This window comes from Pseudarthrobacter sp. S3, assembly GCF_050156905.1.
GTDB lineage: Bacteria > Actinomycetota > Actinomycetes > Actinomycetales > Micrococcaceae > Arthrobacter.
On record NZ_CP189583.1, the window covers coordinates 1669437 to 1684843 of the forward strand.

11 protein-coding genes are annotated in these 15407 nt (G+C 66.9%); 5 read left to right on the forward strand and 6 right to left on the reverse strand.

The genetic code is table 11. The features are described 5' to 3' along the window. Nucleotides 1-162 precede the first annotated feature (162 nt). A complete protein-coding gene (locus ACQCSV_RS08125) occupies nt 163-1179 on the forward strand; it encodes a cation diffusion facilitator family transporter (RefSeq protein ID WP_426939455.1) in 1017 nt (338 codons plus the stop codon). A gap of 52 nt (nt 1180-1231) precedes the next feature. On the opposite strand, the gene ACQCSV_RS08130 is transcribed toward ACQCSV_RS08125, so the two are convergent. Continuing rightward, nucleotides 1232-2440, reverse strand: a complete 1209-nt coding sequence (locus ACQCSV_RS08130) for an MFS transporter (RefSeq protein ID WP_354156121.1) — start codon at nt 2438-2440, stop codon at nt 1232-1234. Nucleotides 2441-2507: 67 nt separating this feature from the next. Here ACQCSV_RS08130 and ACQCSV_RS08135 point away from each other — a divergent pair, with 67 nt between their 5' ends. Continuing rightward, nucleotides 2508-2960 (forward strand): (deoxy)nucleoside triphosphate pyrophosphohydrolase, encoded by a 453-nt coding sequence (locus tag ACQCSV_RS08135; RefSeq protein ID WP_354156120.1) that lies wholly within the window; start codon nt 2508-2510, stop codon nt 2958-2960. 137 nt (nt 2961-3097) lie between these two features. Here the strand turns inward: ACQCSV_RS08135 and ACQCSV_RS08140 are convergent, their stop codons facing one another. The 3 genes from ACQCSV_RS08140 to ACQCSV_RS08150 form a co-directional block, all read right to left on the reverse strand. Continuing rightward, a complete protein-coding gene (locus ACQCSV_RS08140) occupies nt 3098-4225 on the reverse strand; it encodes an Rv2578c family radical SAM protein (RefSeq protein ID WP_426939456.1) in 1128 nt (375 codons plus the stop codon). A gap of 86 nt (nt 4226-4311) precedes the next feature. Continuing rightward, nucleotides 4312-4968 carry an SIMPL domain-containing protein gene (locus ACQCSV_RS08145; protein ID WP_426939457.1) on the reverse strand — a complete coding sequence of 219 codons (657 nt, stop codon included), beginning with the start codon at nt 4966-4968 and terminating at the stop codon, nt 4312-4314. Between the two features lie 2 nt (nt 4969-4970). Then, on the reverse strand, nt 4971-5417 hold the full coding sequence (locus ACQCSV_RS08150) for a hypothetical protein (protein WP_282331132.1): 447 nt from the start codon (nt 5415-5417) through the stop codon (nt 4971-4973). Nucleotides 5418-5729: 312 nt separating this feature from the next. Here ACQCSV_RS08150 and pheS point away from each other — a divergent pair, with 312 nt between their 5' ends. The 3 genes from pheS (at nt 5730) to ACQCSV_RS08165 (ending at nt 10072) form a co-directional block, all read left to right on the forward strand. Then, nucleotides 5730-6791 carry a phenylalanine--tRNA ligase subunit alpha gene (gene pheS, locus ACQCSV_RS08155; RefSeq protein WP_354156117.1) on the forward strand — a complete coding sequence of 354 codons (1062 nt, stop codon included), beginning with the start codon at nt 5730-5732 and terminating at the stop codon, nt 6789-6791. A gap of 2 nt (nt 6792-6793) precedes the next feature. Further along, a complete protein-coding gene (gene pheT, locus ACQCSV_RS08160) occupies nt 6794-9337 on the forward strand; it encodes a phenylalanine--tRNA ligase subunit beta (RefSeq protein WP_426939458.1) in 2544 nt (847 codons plus the stop codon). Nucleotides 9338-9436: 99 nt separating this feature from the next. Beyond that, nucleotides 9437-10072: a 4'-phosphopantetheinyl transferase family protein gene (locus tag ACQCSV_RS08165; RefSeq protein ID WP_426939459.1), complete on the forward strand. Its 636-nt coding sequence runs from the start codon at nt 9437-9439 to the stop codon at nt 10070-10072. Here ACQCSV_RS08165 and ACQCSV_RS08170 read toward each other — a convergent pair. Together ACQCSV_RS08170 and ACQCSV_RS08175 are read right to left on the reverse strand one after the other, a co-directional pair. Beyond that, complete coding sequence (locus ACQCSV_RS08170) at nt 10069-11448, reverse strand: M1 family metallopeptidase (protein WP_354156114.1); 1380 nt, start codon at nt 11446-11448, stop codon at nt 10069-10071. The genes ACQCSV_RS08165 and ACQCSV_RS08170 overlap by 4 nt on opposite strands. Nucleotides 11449-11496: 48 nt before the next feature. Further along, nucleotides 11497-15387: a Pls/PosA family non-ribosomal peptide synthetase gene (locus ACQCSV_RS08175; protein WP_426939544.1), complete on the reverse strand. Its 3891-nt coding sequence runs from the start codon at nt 15385-15387 to the stop codon at nt 11497-11499. Nucleotides 15388-15407: the final 20 nt, after the last annotated feature.

The following is a 15407-nucleotide window of genomic DNA, read 5'->3' on the forward strand; positions in this document are numbered from 1 at the left end:
TGTTCAAGCTAACATACGGCTCCTCTAATGTCAGCAGGCTTAGTGCATGTCAGAGGTGCGTCTTCTGCACCCAAAAAGGTACGGTGTTCGGGGGGCGGAGCCGACTGCGGCGCCGCGAATTTCCCTGCTTGGTTCTGAAACTCGTGAAGAGGAGAAGCCTCCGTGGCTGCAAATGGCGGTACCAAGGCGATCGTCGCGGCCCTTGCCGCAAACCTGACCATCGCCGTCCTGAAATTCGTGGCCTTTTTTCTGACGGCATCCTCGTCAATGCTCGCCGAAGCCATCCACTCCATGGCCGACTCGGGCAACCAACTGTTGCTCCTGATCGGCGGTAAGCGCGCCAGAAAGGCAGCCAGCCCTGAGCATCCGTTCGGCTATGGCCGTGAACGCTACATTTACGCTTTCATCGTCTCGATCGTGCTTTTCAGCGTGGGCGGGCTTTTTGCACTTTTCGAAGCGTGGGAGAAGCTGCAGCACCCAAACGCCATTGAGGGGGACTTCTGGTGGGTTCCGTTGGCGGTGCTGATCGGCGCCATCGTTGCCGAATCGTTCTCGTTCCGGACGGCTATCATCGAGTCCAACCACATCCGTGGGAAGCAGGGCTGGGTGAGTTTTGTGCGAACAGCCAAGCAGCCGGAACTGCCGGTCATCCTGCTGGAAGACCTCGGGGCGCTTCTGGGCCTGCTGTTCGCCCTCGTCGGTGTGAGCATGACCATCGTCACCGGCAACGGGATCTGGGACGCCGCGGGCACCGGCATCATCGGCCTGCTGCTCGTGGCCATCGCGGTTGTCCTGGCTATCGAAACCAAGTCCTTGCTGCTGGGCGAGTCCGCCACCCGGGATGATGTGGCCCGCATCAGCGAGGCCATCGAGGCGGAGGGGCACAACCGCATCATCCACCTTAAGACCCTTCACCTCGGACCGGAGGAGCTGCTGGTGGCCGCCAAGATCTCCGTAGGCGCCGCCGAATCCGGCCGGGACATCGCCGCTGCGATTGATGATGCCGAGTCCCGAATCCGTACGGCCGTTCCGATTGCTCGGGTGATCTACCTCGAACCGGATCTGCACCGGGAAGCCGGCCGCACGGACGAGATATCCGGTGCAGGGCACGTTTCAGGCGCGGGCCACGCTTCAGCCGAAGCCGAAGCCGAAGCCGGGGCCCTGGACCCGCCGGCCTGACGTTAGCGCACAGCATGCTGCGGTGAAGCCGCTGCCCGCCCGTTCCTCCGGATCAGGCGGCCAGCGGCTTCTTGCGTTCCAGGAGCCCGCTGGTCACAGCGATGCCAAAGCCAAGGACGGCCAACACGGCCCCCACGAGCGCGGGCGCCACGAAGCCCCAGCCCCAGGCGATCACTACGCCGCCCAGGAAAGCGCCCAAGGCATTGGCAACGTTGAGCGCTGCATGGTTGAGCGAGGAAGCGAGGGAAGGTGCGTCCGGCGAGGCATCCAACAGGCGGGTCTGCAGGGCAGGGATCAGCATGGAGCCGGACGCCCCCACCACAAAGACCATCACGAGGGCTGACCAGGGCCAGTGCACAGCGACCGCGTAAACCACCAGGGCGACGGCGATGCCGGGCAGGACCCAGTACAGCGTGCCCATCACCGACTTGTCCGCAAGCCTGCCGCCGATGACAGTTCCCGCCACCATGCCCAGTCCGTACAGTGCGACCACAATGGGCAGCAACGACGCCGGAATCCCGGCCACCAGGGTCATGGTGTGGGCAATGTAGGTGTAGGTCGCGAAGAAGCCGCCAAATCCCACGATGCCGATCAGAATGGCCAGCCACACCTGAAGCCGCTTGAGCGCACCCAGTTCGCGGCGGATGCTCGCGTCAGGATGGGGTGCCTGGTACGGAACATAGCGCCACAGCAGCACCAGCGTCAGCAAGCCAATTCCTCCTACCAGAAGGAACAGCAACCGCCAACCGAAGGTCTGGCCCACCCAGGTGGCCGCCGGTACGCCGATAACGTTTGAAACGGACAAGCCTGCCATCACCATGGAGATGGCCCAACCGCGGCGGGTGGGGGATACCAGGGAGGCAGCGATCACGGCTGCGACACCGAAGAATGCGCCGTGCGGAAGTCCGGCCGCAAACCGGGACACCAACATGCTGCCGTAATCGGGAGCAAGATAGGACGTCAGGTTGGCGAGGGTGAAGAACAGCATAAGGCCGAGCGCGAGGTGTTTGCGCGGCAGTTTGGCTCCGACTGCGGCCAGCAAGGGCGCGCCCACTACCACTCCGAGGGCATAAGCGGAGATGAGGTGCCCCGCTTCCGGGGTGCTGATACTGAGTCCTTGTTCCACCTCTTTGAGCAGGCCCATCATGGTGAACTCCGTGACGCCTATTCCGACGCCTCCCATGGCCAGCGCAAAAATCGCTGCGCCGACATGCGGAGTCTTCGCCTTGGACGCGGTAGAGGTTCGGACGACGCTGCTCATGTGCCTGCTTTTCAAAGGGGATGTTGGGGGAGGGCCCGTAAACCATTCTCCCTCATAGACTGGGGCAGTGAGTGGACTGATACAGGTAGTTGGTGGAGCAATAGTGGACTCGTTGGCGGAGCCCACGCGCATGCTGGTGGCCCGGCGGACTGCTCCCGAGCAGCTCGCCGGGCTCTGGGAGTTCCCCGGCGGCAAGGTCGACGCCGGGGAGGAATGTGTGGCCGCGTTGCACCGGGAACTCAGGGAGGAGCTGGGCGTAGACGTCCGCTTGGGGCCGGAACTCCGCGCCGGGACGGCGGCTGGCTGGCGGCTGAATGAGCGGGCCAGCATGCGGGTGTGGTTGGCGGAGATTTCCAGCGGTGATCCCCAGCCCCTCGAAGACCACGACCTGCTGACATGGATCAGCACCACGAACCGTGATGAAGCTCTCAGTCTTCCGTGGATCCCGGCCGACTTCCCGATTGTCCGGGCACTTCTTGAATCTTTGGGCACGCCGGTGGGTTCAACCGCCAGGCGCTGAATTCCAGGACGTCCGGACACCACATTGAGCACCCCGGCTCCAGCAGCCCTGCAAAATCCCGACCTCCCAGGACATGAAGGACTTCCTGCAGGAGAAGTACAGGAGCCTGGTCATCCCGGCCGGCTAGGAAACTGCCCCTAGAACAGGGTGGGCTGCTGACGCGGCCCGGCGGCGGCCGGCTGGGATTCCCCAGTTGGCCGTTCCTGTGTGCCGGCGGGGATGGACGGGATACTCCCGGCGGGATACTGGGCTTCCTCGCCGCGAGGATCGTCCTCGAGGTCACGGTGGCTGAAACCGTGGCCGCTGGTGAATCCGTGCCGCTGCTTGAAGTAGTGGACTTTTGCGGCGAGCCACGTGTGGTATTCCTTGGAAGCATAGGAGCCTGTGCCGTAGAGCCTCCGGTAGCGGCCGGCCAGTTCCGGGTGGTTCCCGGCAATCCACTGCATAAACCATTCCCGGGTACCAGGCTTCAGGTAAAGAGCGCCGGCGGTGACGCCCGTCGCTCCTGCGGCGGCCAGGGAGCCGAACAGGGCATCAAGCGCTTCGTCGCTGTCGGAGAGCCACGGCAGGATGGGCATCGCCATAACACCGCAGGGGAGCCCGGCATCGCGCAAGCGGGAGACCAGCTTGAGCCGCGCCCGCGGCCCTGGTGTGCCTGGTTCCACGGCTTCGGAGAGTGCCTCATCCGTCATGGCCAGGGAAATGCCCACACCCACCGGCACCTGGGCGGCAGCCCGCTTCAGCAGCGGAATGTCACGGGCGAGCAACGTCCCCTTCGTGAGGATGGACAACGGCGTGCCTGAGTCAGCCAAAGCGGTGATGATTCCCGGCATCAGCTGGTAGCGGCCCTCGGCCCGCTGGTAGGGATCCGTGTTGGTGCCAAGGGCCACCTGGTGGCGGTTCCAGGATGGCTTGGCCAGCTCCTTCCGGAGGACCTCGGCGGCATTTACCTTCACCACCACCTGGCTGTCAAAATCCAGCCCGGCGTCAAAGTCCAGGTACGTGTGGCTCTTGCGCGCAAAACAATAAACACAGGCGTGGCTGCAGCCGCGGTACGGGTTGACGGTCCACTCAAACGGCATCCGCGACCCGGCCACCACCTTGTTGAGCACCGATTTGGCGGTGACCTCATGAAAGGTGATGCCGGCGAACTCGGGGGTGGTGACAGAACGGACCAACCCGGCAAGGGGGAGCAGGGCAGGTGACGGGCCACTTCCGAGGTCATCGGCGGGCCGGGGCATCAGTGCTTGTGCATCCCATCTCATGCCCTCTATTCGAAGATATGTTCGAACTTAAGTCAAGGACCGGACACTTGGGAAGTCCGCGCGCCGGGCACCGGCTGTGGGAGCCGTCAGGCCTGCAGTTCCCACACCACGGTGACGCTGGCGCTAATGCTCGCGTGGCCAGCTTCCACGCTGATGGCTTCGCTGGCGGCGGCGCGTTGGATCCGGGCCACCGGAACCGGTCCGGGTGCATCGGGGTGCTCGGCAATTGAGGTCACCGCGCCAAGCCGCGCGGACGCTAGGGCTGCAAACTGTTCGGCTCTGGCCGCGGCATCCCGCCAGGCAGCTTCCCGGGCAAGGGAGGTGACGGCTGACTCATCGGCGAAGCCCAGCTCCAATCCGTTCAGGCGCACGTCATCGCCGCCGGCATGCACGACGGCGGCAATAACGCCGGAGGCCGCAGCTACTTGGCGCAGGCGTACGGTAAGCCCGCTGGAGGCCACATAGCCGGTCACCTGCTGGCCGCCGCCGTCGCGCCAGACGAACTCCGGCCGGACGTTCAGCCCGGACGTCCGGATGTCCGCATCAGCCACGCCGTGCCGGCGGAGCGCACCGGATACAGCCGCAGACGCGGTTCCCGCGTCCGCATAGGCGGTGCCCACGCTGTCCCGCCGGCATTCGACGCCCACGGAAATGGTCAGCAGGTCCGGTCGCGCCTCCGCTGTCCCCGTTCCGGTCACGGTGATGGTCCGGGAATTGGCCCTCGTGTTGGGTTCAACCGTCATTGTCAGACCTCGATTCCGCCGGCCCCAAGGGGCGCCGGCCTTGTTGTCCTGCTGTCAACGTAGCCGCCGGCCGCCAGGCCGGCCTGCCGTTCGAAGAAATTCTCCGACGCCGGATCGCCCGTCCGGAGCAGCGACCAGCCTGCAGCCAGGAAATACAGCGGAAGAAAGGGCAGTCCCAGGCAGCAGGCGTACTGGCTGCAGTGCTTTTCCTCATGACCCAGGAGAGCCGGATTGGAGGTCAGACCTTCAGCCCGGATCCTGCAGATAACCACGTTGCCAAGGGTAAAGGCCCCGGCATAGGGAAGGCGCCACCGGTAACCGGACGCGATGAGCAGCCCTCGAGGGCCTTGGCTAACGGCGGTTCCCGCCGCTGCGGCAACGGCCAGGCCCAGCAGGGTGGTGCCGTTGGCCAGGTTGGCAAGCTGCCGTACCCGCTGCCCTGCCGTCACGTGCCCTGCCGCGACGTGCCCCGCCGCGAGCGGCCCAGCCCTCAACGGTCCGGCCCCCAACTGCCCTGCCGTCAACAGCTGCGCTGCTGCCCGGCCCTGCCCTTGTGTCATGAGGCCATGGTAGCCGGAGCCTTCACTTAGACTGGAGGATAGTGGCCGCCGGTTTTGACCGGTGTGCCCTGACCTGGTCATCGAGTGCATTCGTCACGCATGGATTCACGGAATGACCTGCCAGTGACGGATGCGCTGCCGGGAAACCGCGCGCGGCTGCACCCCTCACCGGCAGCCCCGACTCGTAGCTAAGAACAGTAGATGACTGAAACTTTGCCGGGCGCCGCCATCCCGAACCCTACGGATGAAGCCGCCATCACTGCCGCTGTAGACCAGGCCATCGCCGCCATTGCCGGCGCTGGCTCCCTTGACGAGCTCAAGGCGGTGAGGCTGGCGCACACCGGTGAGAAGTCACCGCTCAGCCTGGCCAACCGGGAGATCGGCGGACTGCCGAAAGACCAGAAAGCCGTAGCCGGCAAGCTTATGGGTTCCTCCCGGGGCCGGGTCAACAAGGCGCTCGCGGACCGCACCGCCGAGCTGGAAGCCGAGAACGACGCCCGGATCCTGCTGGAAGAGACAGTGGACGTCACAGCCGCACCCCGCCGTCGTCGGGCCGGAGCCCGGCACCCGCTCTCCACGCTGCAGGACCGTGTAGCCGACATCTTTGTTGGTATGGGCTGGGAAATCGCCGAAGGCCCCGAGGTGGAATCCGAGTGGTTCAACTTCGACGCCCTGAACTTCAAGCCGGACCACCCCGCCCGCGAAATGCAGGACACGTTCTTCGTGGAGCCGCCCGAAGCCCACCTGGTGATGCGGACGCACACATCCCCGGTGCAGGTCCGTTCCATGCTGGAACGCGAAGTGCCGATCTACGTGCTGTGCCCCGGCAAGGTGTTCCGCACCGACGAGCTCGATGCCACCCACACCCCGGTGTTCCATCAGTTCGAGGGCCTGGCCATCGACAAGAACCTGAGCATGGCCGACCTCCTGGGCACGCTGGAGCACTTCACCCGGCAGATGTTCGGTGACGAGGCCTCCGTCCGGCTGCGCCCGAATTACTTCCCCTTCACGGAGCCCTCCGCGGAACTGGACATCTGGCACCCGGGCGCCAAGGGCGGCCCGCGCTGGATCGAATGGGGCGGCTGCGGCATGGTCAACCCCAATGTCCTCCGGGCCGCAGGCATCGACCCGGACATATACTCCGGTTTCGCATTTGGCATGGGCATCGAGCGCGCGCTCATGTTCCGCAATGAAGTCGGCGACATGCGCGACATGATCGAAGGCGACGTACGTTTCAGCGAGCACTTCGGGATGGAGATCTAACAGTGCGTATCCCACTTTCCTGGCTGCGTGAATTCGCAGCAGTACCGGCCGGAGCAACGGCCGAAGACGTGATGGCCGAACTGGTCAAGGTCGGCTTTGAAGAAGAGGCCGTCCACCGCCCCACGGACGCCCTGCAGGGTCCGGTTGTGGTGGGCCAGGTCCTGAGCATCGTCAAGGAACCCCAGACCAACGGCAAAACCATCAACTGGTGCCAGGTGCGGGTTGTCCCCGAAGGCCAGGAACAGGCCCTCACCGGCGACGGCATCGACCCGTCCGGCGTGCAGGGGATCATCTGCGGCGCCCACAACTTCGTTGAGGGCGACAAAGTGGTGGTCACCCTTCCCGGTGCCGTCCTGCCCGGCGACTTCCGCATCTCCGCGCGCAAGACCTACGGCCACCTCTCCGCCGGCATGATCGCCTCCGTCCGCGAACTGGGCATCGGTGAAGACCACGACGGCATCCTGGTCCTGTCCCGGATCGGGCTGGATCCCGAAATCGGCACGGACGCCATGGACCTCCTGGGCCTCTACGACGAAGCCGCCGAGATCAATGTCACCCCGGACCGCGGCTATGCGTTCTCCATCCGTGGTGTGGCCCGCGAATACGCGCACGCCACCGGAACCTCCTTCACGGACCCGGCGTCAGAGGTCCTGGCTCCGGCAGAGCTTTCCGGCGGCTACGGTGTCAAGCTTAACGACGACGCGCCCATCTACGGCAAGCCCGGCTGCGACCGTTTTGTGGCCCGCACGGTCCGCGGCGTCGACGCCACTAGGCCGACGCCCGCGTGGATGACCTCGCGGCTGCGGCTCGCCGGGATCCGCTCCATCTCCCTGCCGGTGGACATCTCCAACTACGTCATGCTTGAGCTTGGCCAGCCCACGCACTGCTATGACCTGGACAAACTGTCCGGCGACATCGTGGTCCGGCGCGCCGTTGCGGGGGAGAAAATCACCACCCTGGACGCCAAGGAGCGCGCGCTCGACGTCGAAGACCTCCTCATCACCGACGGTTCCGGCGCGATCGGCATTGCCGGCGTGATGGGCGGTGCCGCCACGGAGGTGGGCGATTCGACGTCGAACGTCCTGGTTGAGGCGGCACACTTCGACGAGGTGTCCATTGGCCGATCCCGCCGCCGGCACAAGCTGCCGTCCGAGGCGTCCAAGCGCTTCGAGCGCGGCGTCGACTGGCACGTGGCGGACATCGCGGCCCAGCGTGTTGTTGACCTCCTGGTGGAACTCGCCGATGGGATTGCCGACCATGCGGGGACCGACGTCGGGACCGCGCCGGACGCCGTGACCATCGCGCTGCCGGCAGCCTTCGCCGCCCATCGGATCGGCATTGATTTCACCGAAGAACAGATCACCACCGCTCTGGTGGACCTCGGCGCTGCCGTGGAAAAGAACGACGGCGGCTGGACCGTGACCGCCCCGAGCTGGCGCAACGACCTGGACACCAAGGAAGACCTCTCCGAGGAAGTCGCGCGTCTGGTGGGCTACGAGAACATCCCCGCCACCCTTCCGGTGGCCCCTCCGGGACGTGGCCTGACCCGTGTCCAGCAGCAGCGCCGTCGGCTCATCCAGGCGCTGGCTGACGCCGGGCTGACCGAAGTCCTGGCCTACCCGTTTGTCTCCAAGGCCGCCAACGACACGTTCGGTGTCGCCGAGCAGGGTGCTGCCCGGAGCGCGGTCAAGCTGGCGAATCCCATCAGCGAGGAACACGGCTTCCTGCGCACGTCCATCCTCCCCGGGCTCATCGAGGTGGCCAAGCGGAACCACTCCCGCGGCTTCCGCGACCTGGCGCTCTTCGAGTCGGGCCTGGTGTTCCTGCCGAGCGGGACCGTGGGTACACCGTCCATCCCGCCGCTGGGCGTCAAGCCCTCCGACGAGGTGCTGGATGCACTGTACGACGGCGTTCCGGACCAGCCGCTGTACGTCGCCGCTGTCCTTACGGGCCACGATTCACCTGCTGCAGCGAACCACACCCCGCGCTTGTGGGACTGGTCCGACGCGCTGGATATTGCCCGGCTTGCCGGGGACGTCCTGGGTGTGGAGATCGTGGTCAGCCAGGGTGCGCACCAGGCGTTCCACCCGGGCCGGGCCGCGCAGCTCTCGCTGCGGACCGGCGAGGTGGTGGGGTACGCCGGCGAGCTGCACCCGAAGCTTCTGGCTGCGCAGGACATGCCCGCCCGTTCGGTGGCGCTGGAATTCAACGCCGATGCGTTGTTCGAGGCAGCCGCGGATGTGATTGTGGCCCGCCACATCTCCACGTTCCCGGTAGCCACCCAGGACGTTGCCCTGGTGGTGCCGCAGGACGTTCCGGCGGACCAGGTCCTCGAGGCCCTCCGCGAAGGCGCCGGCGACCTGCTGGAGGACGTGGCGCTGTTCGACGTCTACGCCGGCAAGGGCATTGAAGAGGGCAAAAAATCGCTCGCCTTCGGCCTGCGTTTCCGGGCCACGGACCGGACACTGACGGCCGATGAGGCCTCGGCTGCGCGCGAAAGCGCTGTTGCCCTGGCTGCAGAGCGCTTCGGCGCCGTCCAGCGCTAAGCGCGGATCCGGATGGCGGGGCCGGTGAGGGCGGGGCCGGCACGAGAGATGGCGGAGCCGGGCACGATAGTGCCGGTTTTGCGTTCCTGCCCTCCCGGATTGCCGGGAGGGCAGCTCCCGTCGGCGGGCCACCAGTCAATAGCGCTGGGGCCTGCCGAGCAGGCCCGCGCCGGCGCCCTGGCGCCTGGCCCCCGGGCCGTTTTTGTGGCGGGCCGGTGTGCCCTGCGAACGTTCGCGGCAGAACTGCTGGACGTCCCGGCGTCGGACCTCACCACGCACTTCAGCTGCCCCCGGTGCGGAGCCGGCCCCGAGCTATCGCACGGCAGGCCGGGATATACGCTCAGGGGAGTGCCTGTGCCGCTCGCGCTGAGCCTGTCCCGGAGTTCCGGCTGGATCCTGTTGGGCGCCGTGGTGGATCCACCGGCCGGAGTCACGATGGGCCTGGACCTGGCGGACCCGTCCGGCATGGCCTTTGAGGGGTTCGACGGCGTGGCCCTCACCACCGCGGAGCGCGCGGCCCTCACCGGGGTGGCCGGGCCTCTGCTGCTGCAGGAGCGGGCACGGCTCTGGGCGCGCAAGGAAGCCTGGCTCAAGATGACGGGCGACGGCCTCACTACCGCCCCGGAAACGCTTGATGTTTTGTCCCGCCCGGAAATCAGGGACCTGGCCGCCGGAGAGGCGGGCCTCCCGCTCAACTTTCGCGCCGCCGTCGCGGTTTCGCGTACCGTCAGTTAGCGCACTGGCAGGGGCGGAAGGGCAGCTTCGAGCAGCCACGGGTGCAGGAGAGCCTCAGTGTCCAGGCCGGTGGCCCGGTCCGCGGCGAGGATAAAGGCCGCCGTGGACACTGAACCGTGACGGTGGGTATCCGTCCAGTCATGCAAGAGGGCAAAAAATGCCAGGTCGCCGCAGCGGATCCGCAGGGCATGCAGGGCCAGGGCACCGCGCTTGTAGACGCGGTCATCAAACATCAGCTCCGGCCCGGGGTCGCCCACGATGATGTCCTGGCTGCCGGCGGCCAGCTTCCGCCAGGCTGCGGCGGCCCGGTCCGCAATGGGCAGGACGCCCGCTTCCTCGGACCAGACCCACTCCGCGTAGCAGGCGAAGCCTTCGTGGAGCCAGATGTCCGCCCAGGATGAGGCCGTGAGAGAGTTCCCGAACCACTGGTGCGCGAGCTCGTGGGCGATGAGCCGCTGGGACTCCCACTCCTGCGACAGGTGGTTCCGGCCCAGAATGGACAGCGTCTGAGCCTCAAGCGGTATTTCCAGCTCGTCTTCGGTCACCACCACGGAATATTCCGGAAACGGGTAGGGCCCGAAGCAGCTGGCAAAGGTGCGCATCATTTCCGGCTGCCTCGCCAGGCCCTCACGGGCCGCGTCGACCAACAGCGCCGGGACGGCGGCGAACTGCGGAACCTGGCCGTCCACGTTGAAGGGAGTCAGGGCGAGGAACTCATACCGGCCAATCTGGACCGTGGCAAGGTAGGTGGCCATGGGCTCGGCCTGCTCGTAGACCCAGGTCTCGCGGCTGGACCTGCTGGTGTGGGAGATCAGCGTGCCGTTGCACACGGCCCTGTAATTGGCGTCGGTGGTCACACTGATTTTGTAGCTGGCCTTGTCGCCGGGGTGGTCGTTGCACGGGAACCAGGACGCGGCGCCGTTCGGTTGGCCAGCCACGAGGACGCCGTCGGTGAGTTCCTCCCAGCCCACCTCGCCCCAGAACCCGCGCCGGGGAACAGGGTTGCCGTCGTACCGGATGTCCAGGGTAAATTCCTTGCCCGCCGGCAGTGCAGCCTCGGGCACAATGACCAACTGTCCTGCGCGCTGGCTGAACTTCTTAATCCGGCGCCCGCTGAGCTGGATCTTCGTGGCCCGGAGCCCGGTCAGGTCCAGCACCAGGGCCGCCGTCGCGTACTGGGTAACGGCGTTCAGGAGGGCACGCCCACTCAGCCGGTTGCTGCTCAGCTTGTAGTCAAGGTCCAGTTCGTAGCGGCTGACCCTGTACGCGTTCGTGCCATGGCCCGGCATGTAAGGATCAGGTGCTGAAGCATCCTGCTCCGAGGTGTGGGCAGGGCCGGTACTCGCGGCCGTCGGGCTCGGTACGGGGGAACTCATAAGACGGTCTTTCCGATTAGCGTAGGCGGCAGGACAGCTTGTGAAGGGCTACCGCGGTTTGGAAGCGGACGCCGCGGGACCGTTCCAGGGGCTCACCGGGTTGCCCATCCAGTAGGTCGCGGCCGGAACCGATTCGCCCCGCATTACCAGCGAGGCCGGTCCTACCGTGCCGCCGCTGCCGATGCTCGCTTGCGGCAGGATGACGCCGTGTGGGCCCATAGTTGCTCCGTCTTCGAGGGTAACAGTGTCCAGGCTCATGACCCGGTCATGGAACAGGTGGGTCTGGACCACACACCCACGGTTGACGGTGGAGTTCCGCCCGAGGGTGACCAGGTCCGCTTCGGGAAGCCAGTAGCTTTCGCACCACGTGCCGCGGCCGATCCGGGCGCCGAGCGCCCGGAGCCAACAGACCAGGGCCGGGGTCCCGGTGGCTGCCCGCGCGAACCAGGGGGCGCTGACCATTTCGATAAACGTATCGACCACCTCGTTGCGCCAAATGAAGGAGCTCCAGAGCGGGTGCTCGCCCGCCCGGATCCGGCCCACGAGGACCCATTTGGCGACGACGGCGCTGCCCGCGGCCACCGCGCCCGCCAGCAGCATCACGACGCCGCCCAGGGCTGCGGCAATCCCGTAGTTGTAGGCGGCAGCCAGCCAGTCAAAGGCAAGCATCACGCCGGCGGCGATCGCCACCGTTACCACCACGGGGATGAAGCGGCCCAGTTCCCAGAGGCAGCGGGCAAACTTGAGCCGCAGCGGCGGCTGATAGGTGCGGGTGTCGTCCGAGGCGATGGCGGTGCGCCGGAGCCGCACGGGTGGGCTGCCCAGCCAGGACGTCCCTGCTTTGGCCTTGGCCGGTGTGGCCGACAGGACGGCGACGAGTGAGTTCTTGGGGACGTTCCGGCCGGCAGCGGTCATGCCGGAGTTGCCCAGGAAGGAGCGCTTGCCGATCTTCGCGGGCGCGATCCGCAGCCACCCGCCGTCGAGCTCGTAGGAGGCCACCATGGTGTCGTCGGCCAGGAATGCGCCCTCGCCCACGGTGGTCATCTTGGGGATGAGCAGGACGGTGGAGGCTTCGACGTTCTTGCCGATCTTGGCACCGAGGAGGCGCAGCCAGACCGGAGTGAAGAGACTGGCATAGATGGGGAATAGCAGGTCGCGGGCCAGGTCCAGCACGCGTTCCGTGGCCCAGACCTGCCAGCCGATCCGGCTGCGGACGCGATAGTAGCCCTCGGCCAGGCCGATGCCGAGCAGCCGGGTCGTGACCAGAATGAGCAGCAGGTTGACCACGAACCACACGAGGGCCGCGGGTGCGAGGGCGAGCAGGATCTGCGGCATGGCGGCGGAGAGCGAAGCGCTGCCCCGGATGAAGCCAAAGATTACCAGCCCTGCGGCGGCGGCGGAGACGTAGGGAATCAGGGCCAGCACGGCCGAAGCCGCGGCAAATCCGGCGAACCAGAGCCGGCCAATCAGCCGATGTTCTGCGGGAGTGTCCGGCAGCGAGTGCTTGGCCTTGCCCCGGCGTTCGGCCGGGGACCCGGCAACGTGGTGGCCGGCCTTGACCTTGCCGAGGACCGCCGAGCCTGGTTCCACCTGGGCTCCGGCGCCGATGGAAGCGCCGGGCATCAGCGTGCTGCGCGCCCCGACGCTGGCTCCTGCCCCGATGTGGACGGCTCCGATGTGGACGATGTCCCCGTCGATCCACCAACCGGAAAGGTCCACTTCAGGCTCAATGTTGGAGCCACTGCCGAGGGAAAGCAGTCCGGTAACCGGGGGAAGTGAGTGCAGCTGGACGTTGTTGCCGATCCTGGCGCCCAGCGCCCGGGCGTAGTAGGGCACCCATGGTGCGCTGGCGAGGCTGATAGCACCGGCGAGGTCCTGGATTTGTTCTGCCAGCCACAGGCGCAGGTGCACACGCCCTGAGCGCGGGTACGTTCCCGGCTTCACCTTCCGCAGCAGGATCCGGGCCGCGGCCACGGAAATCAGCATCCGGCCGGCCGGAGAGACGAAGACCAGCCAGGACGCGGCCACCCACCACCAGGAAACTGTGGGGGCGGCACTGAAGCCCGCCAAGGCAGCCAGCACGTTATTAGCCGCCATGAGGTAGGTCAGCCAGCGCATCCCCACCAGGATGTGCAGGGGAATGCCCATCAGCGTCTGGAAGACCTGGGATTTGAACGCGGTGGGGCGCACAGTCCTGGACGGCGCCGGCCCGGCGGGCACGCCGTCGGGAAGTGTCTGGCGGGCCGCATCAATCAGGGCCCCGATCCTGGGCGTGGCGTAAATGTCGGCGACCGTGATGGTCGGGTACCGGCCCCTCAGAGCGGAGACCAGCCGGGCAGCGGACAGGGAGCCGCCGCCGTAGGCGAAGAAGTCGGCGTCGAGGCTTGACACGGGGCTGCCAAGGACGGCCCTCCACTGTTCGGCGATCCAGGCGGCATCTTCCGGCAAGTTCAACGGAGCAGCGTCCGCCTCCGCCGCGCCGCTCCCGGTCAACGGCCAGGGCAGGGCATGACGGTCCACTTTGCCGCTGGTTTTCGTCGGCATGGACTCGACGACGGTCAGCAGCGGAATGAGGGGGGCGGGGAGGCTCGCCGCCAGGAGCTCACGGGCTGCCACCAGATCCAGGTCCGCATCAGCGGCGGCCAGGTATCCCACCAGGATCTGGTTGCCGGCCGCGGTTGTCTGCACGGCCGCCGCCGCTCCGGCGACGTGGGGGAGGGCCTGCAGGGCAGCGTCAATTTCGCCCAGTTCGATCCGTCGTCCACCGAGCTTGACCTGTTCGTCCGCACGGCCCATAAAGATCAAGCCGGCGGCTTCGTAGCGGACCAGATCGCCGGAACGGTAGGCGCGGTCCCAGCCGAAGGACGGCATGGGTGCGTACTTCTCCCGGTCCTTGTCCGGGTCAAGGTAACGGGCCAGCCCGACGCCGCCGATGATCAGCTCGCCGATGTCCCCTTCGCTGACGGGCAGTCCGTCAGGGTCCACCACGGCCAGGTCCCAGCCGTCCAGCGGCAGCCCGATCCGGACCGGACCGGGACCACCCAGGGGAGCAGCGCAGGCCACGACCGTGGACTCCGTGGGGCCGTAGGTGTTCCATACTTCCCGGCCCGGGATGGCAAGCCGTTCGGCGAGCTCGGGCGGGCAGGCTTCGCCGCCAAAAATCAGGAGCCGGACACTCTCCAGGGACTCGGCGGGCCAGAGTGCCGCAAGGGTAGGAACAGTGGACACTGCGGTGATGCCGTGGCTGATGAGCCAGGGGCCAAGGTCCGTTCCCGTCCTGACAAGGGCACGTGGCGCGGGCACCAGGCAGGCGCCATGACGCCAGGCAAGCCACATTTCCTCGCACGAGGCATCAAAGGCGACGGAAAGCCCTGCCAACACCCGGTCCTGCGGGCCGAGTGGTTCCTCTTGCAGGAAGATCCGGGCTTCGGCGTCAACAAAGGCGGCGGCGGAGCGGTGTCGGACGGCGACGCCCTTGGGCGTGCCGGTGGACCCGGAGGTAAAGATCACCCAGGCGTCATCGCCGGGCTCGGCAGCACGGCTTTCGGCTTCACGGCTCTCGGCAAAATGGTGCTCAGCGCCTCGGCCGTCTTCCTTGGGCCGGGAGGCCGTGACAATGACCGCGGCCCCACCGGTGAGGACTGTGGCCACGCGTGCCTCGTTGAAGACGAGCCGTGCACGTTCCTCGGGGTCGTCGGCGTCCACGGGCACGTAGGCGGCGCCGATGTGCAGGATCGCGAGAATCGAGACGTAGAGCTCATTGGTCCCGGACGGAATCCGCACGCCGATCCTGTCGCCGGCGCCCAGTCCGGCAGCCCGGAGCTCCCGCCCTTTGGCCCGGACCGCGGCCATCAGGTCCGCGTAGCTCAGGGAGCGTCGGCCGTCGTCGAGCGCCGATGCCTCCGGGAAGCGGGTGGCCGATTCCGCCAGGATGGCCATGAGCGTCCGCTCGGGCGGGG

Coding starts and splice junctions, on each gene's coding strand:
- ACQCSV_RS08130 (WP_354156121.1), bottom strand. CDS start 2,440: ATGAGCAGCGTCGTCCGAACCTCTACCGCGTCCAAGGCGAAGACTCCG.
- ACQCSV_RS08140 (WP_426939456.1), bottom strand. CDS start 4,225: ATGAGATGGGATGCACAAGCACTGATGCCCCGGCCCGCCGATGACCTC.
- ACQCSV_RS08145 (WP_426939457.1), bottom strand. CDS start 4,968: ATGACGGTTGAACCCAACACGAGGGCCAATTCCCGGACCATCACCGTG.
- pheS (WP_354156117.1), top strand. CDS start 5,730: ATGACTGAAACTTTGCCGGGCGCCGCCATCCCGAACCCTACGGATGAA.
- ACQCSV_RS08170 (WP_354156114.1), bottom strand. CDS start 11,448: ATGAGTTCCCCCGTACCGAGCCCGACGGCCGCGAGTACCGGCCCTGCC.
- ACQCSV_RS08175 (WP_426939544.1), bottom strand. CDS start 15,387: ATGGCCATCCTGGCGGAATCGGCCACCCGCTTCCCGGAGGCATCGGCG.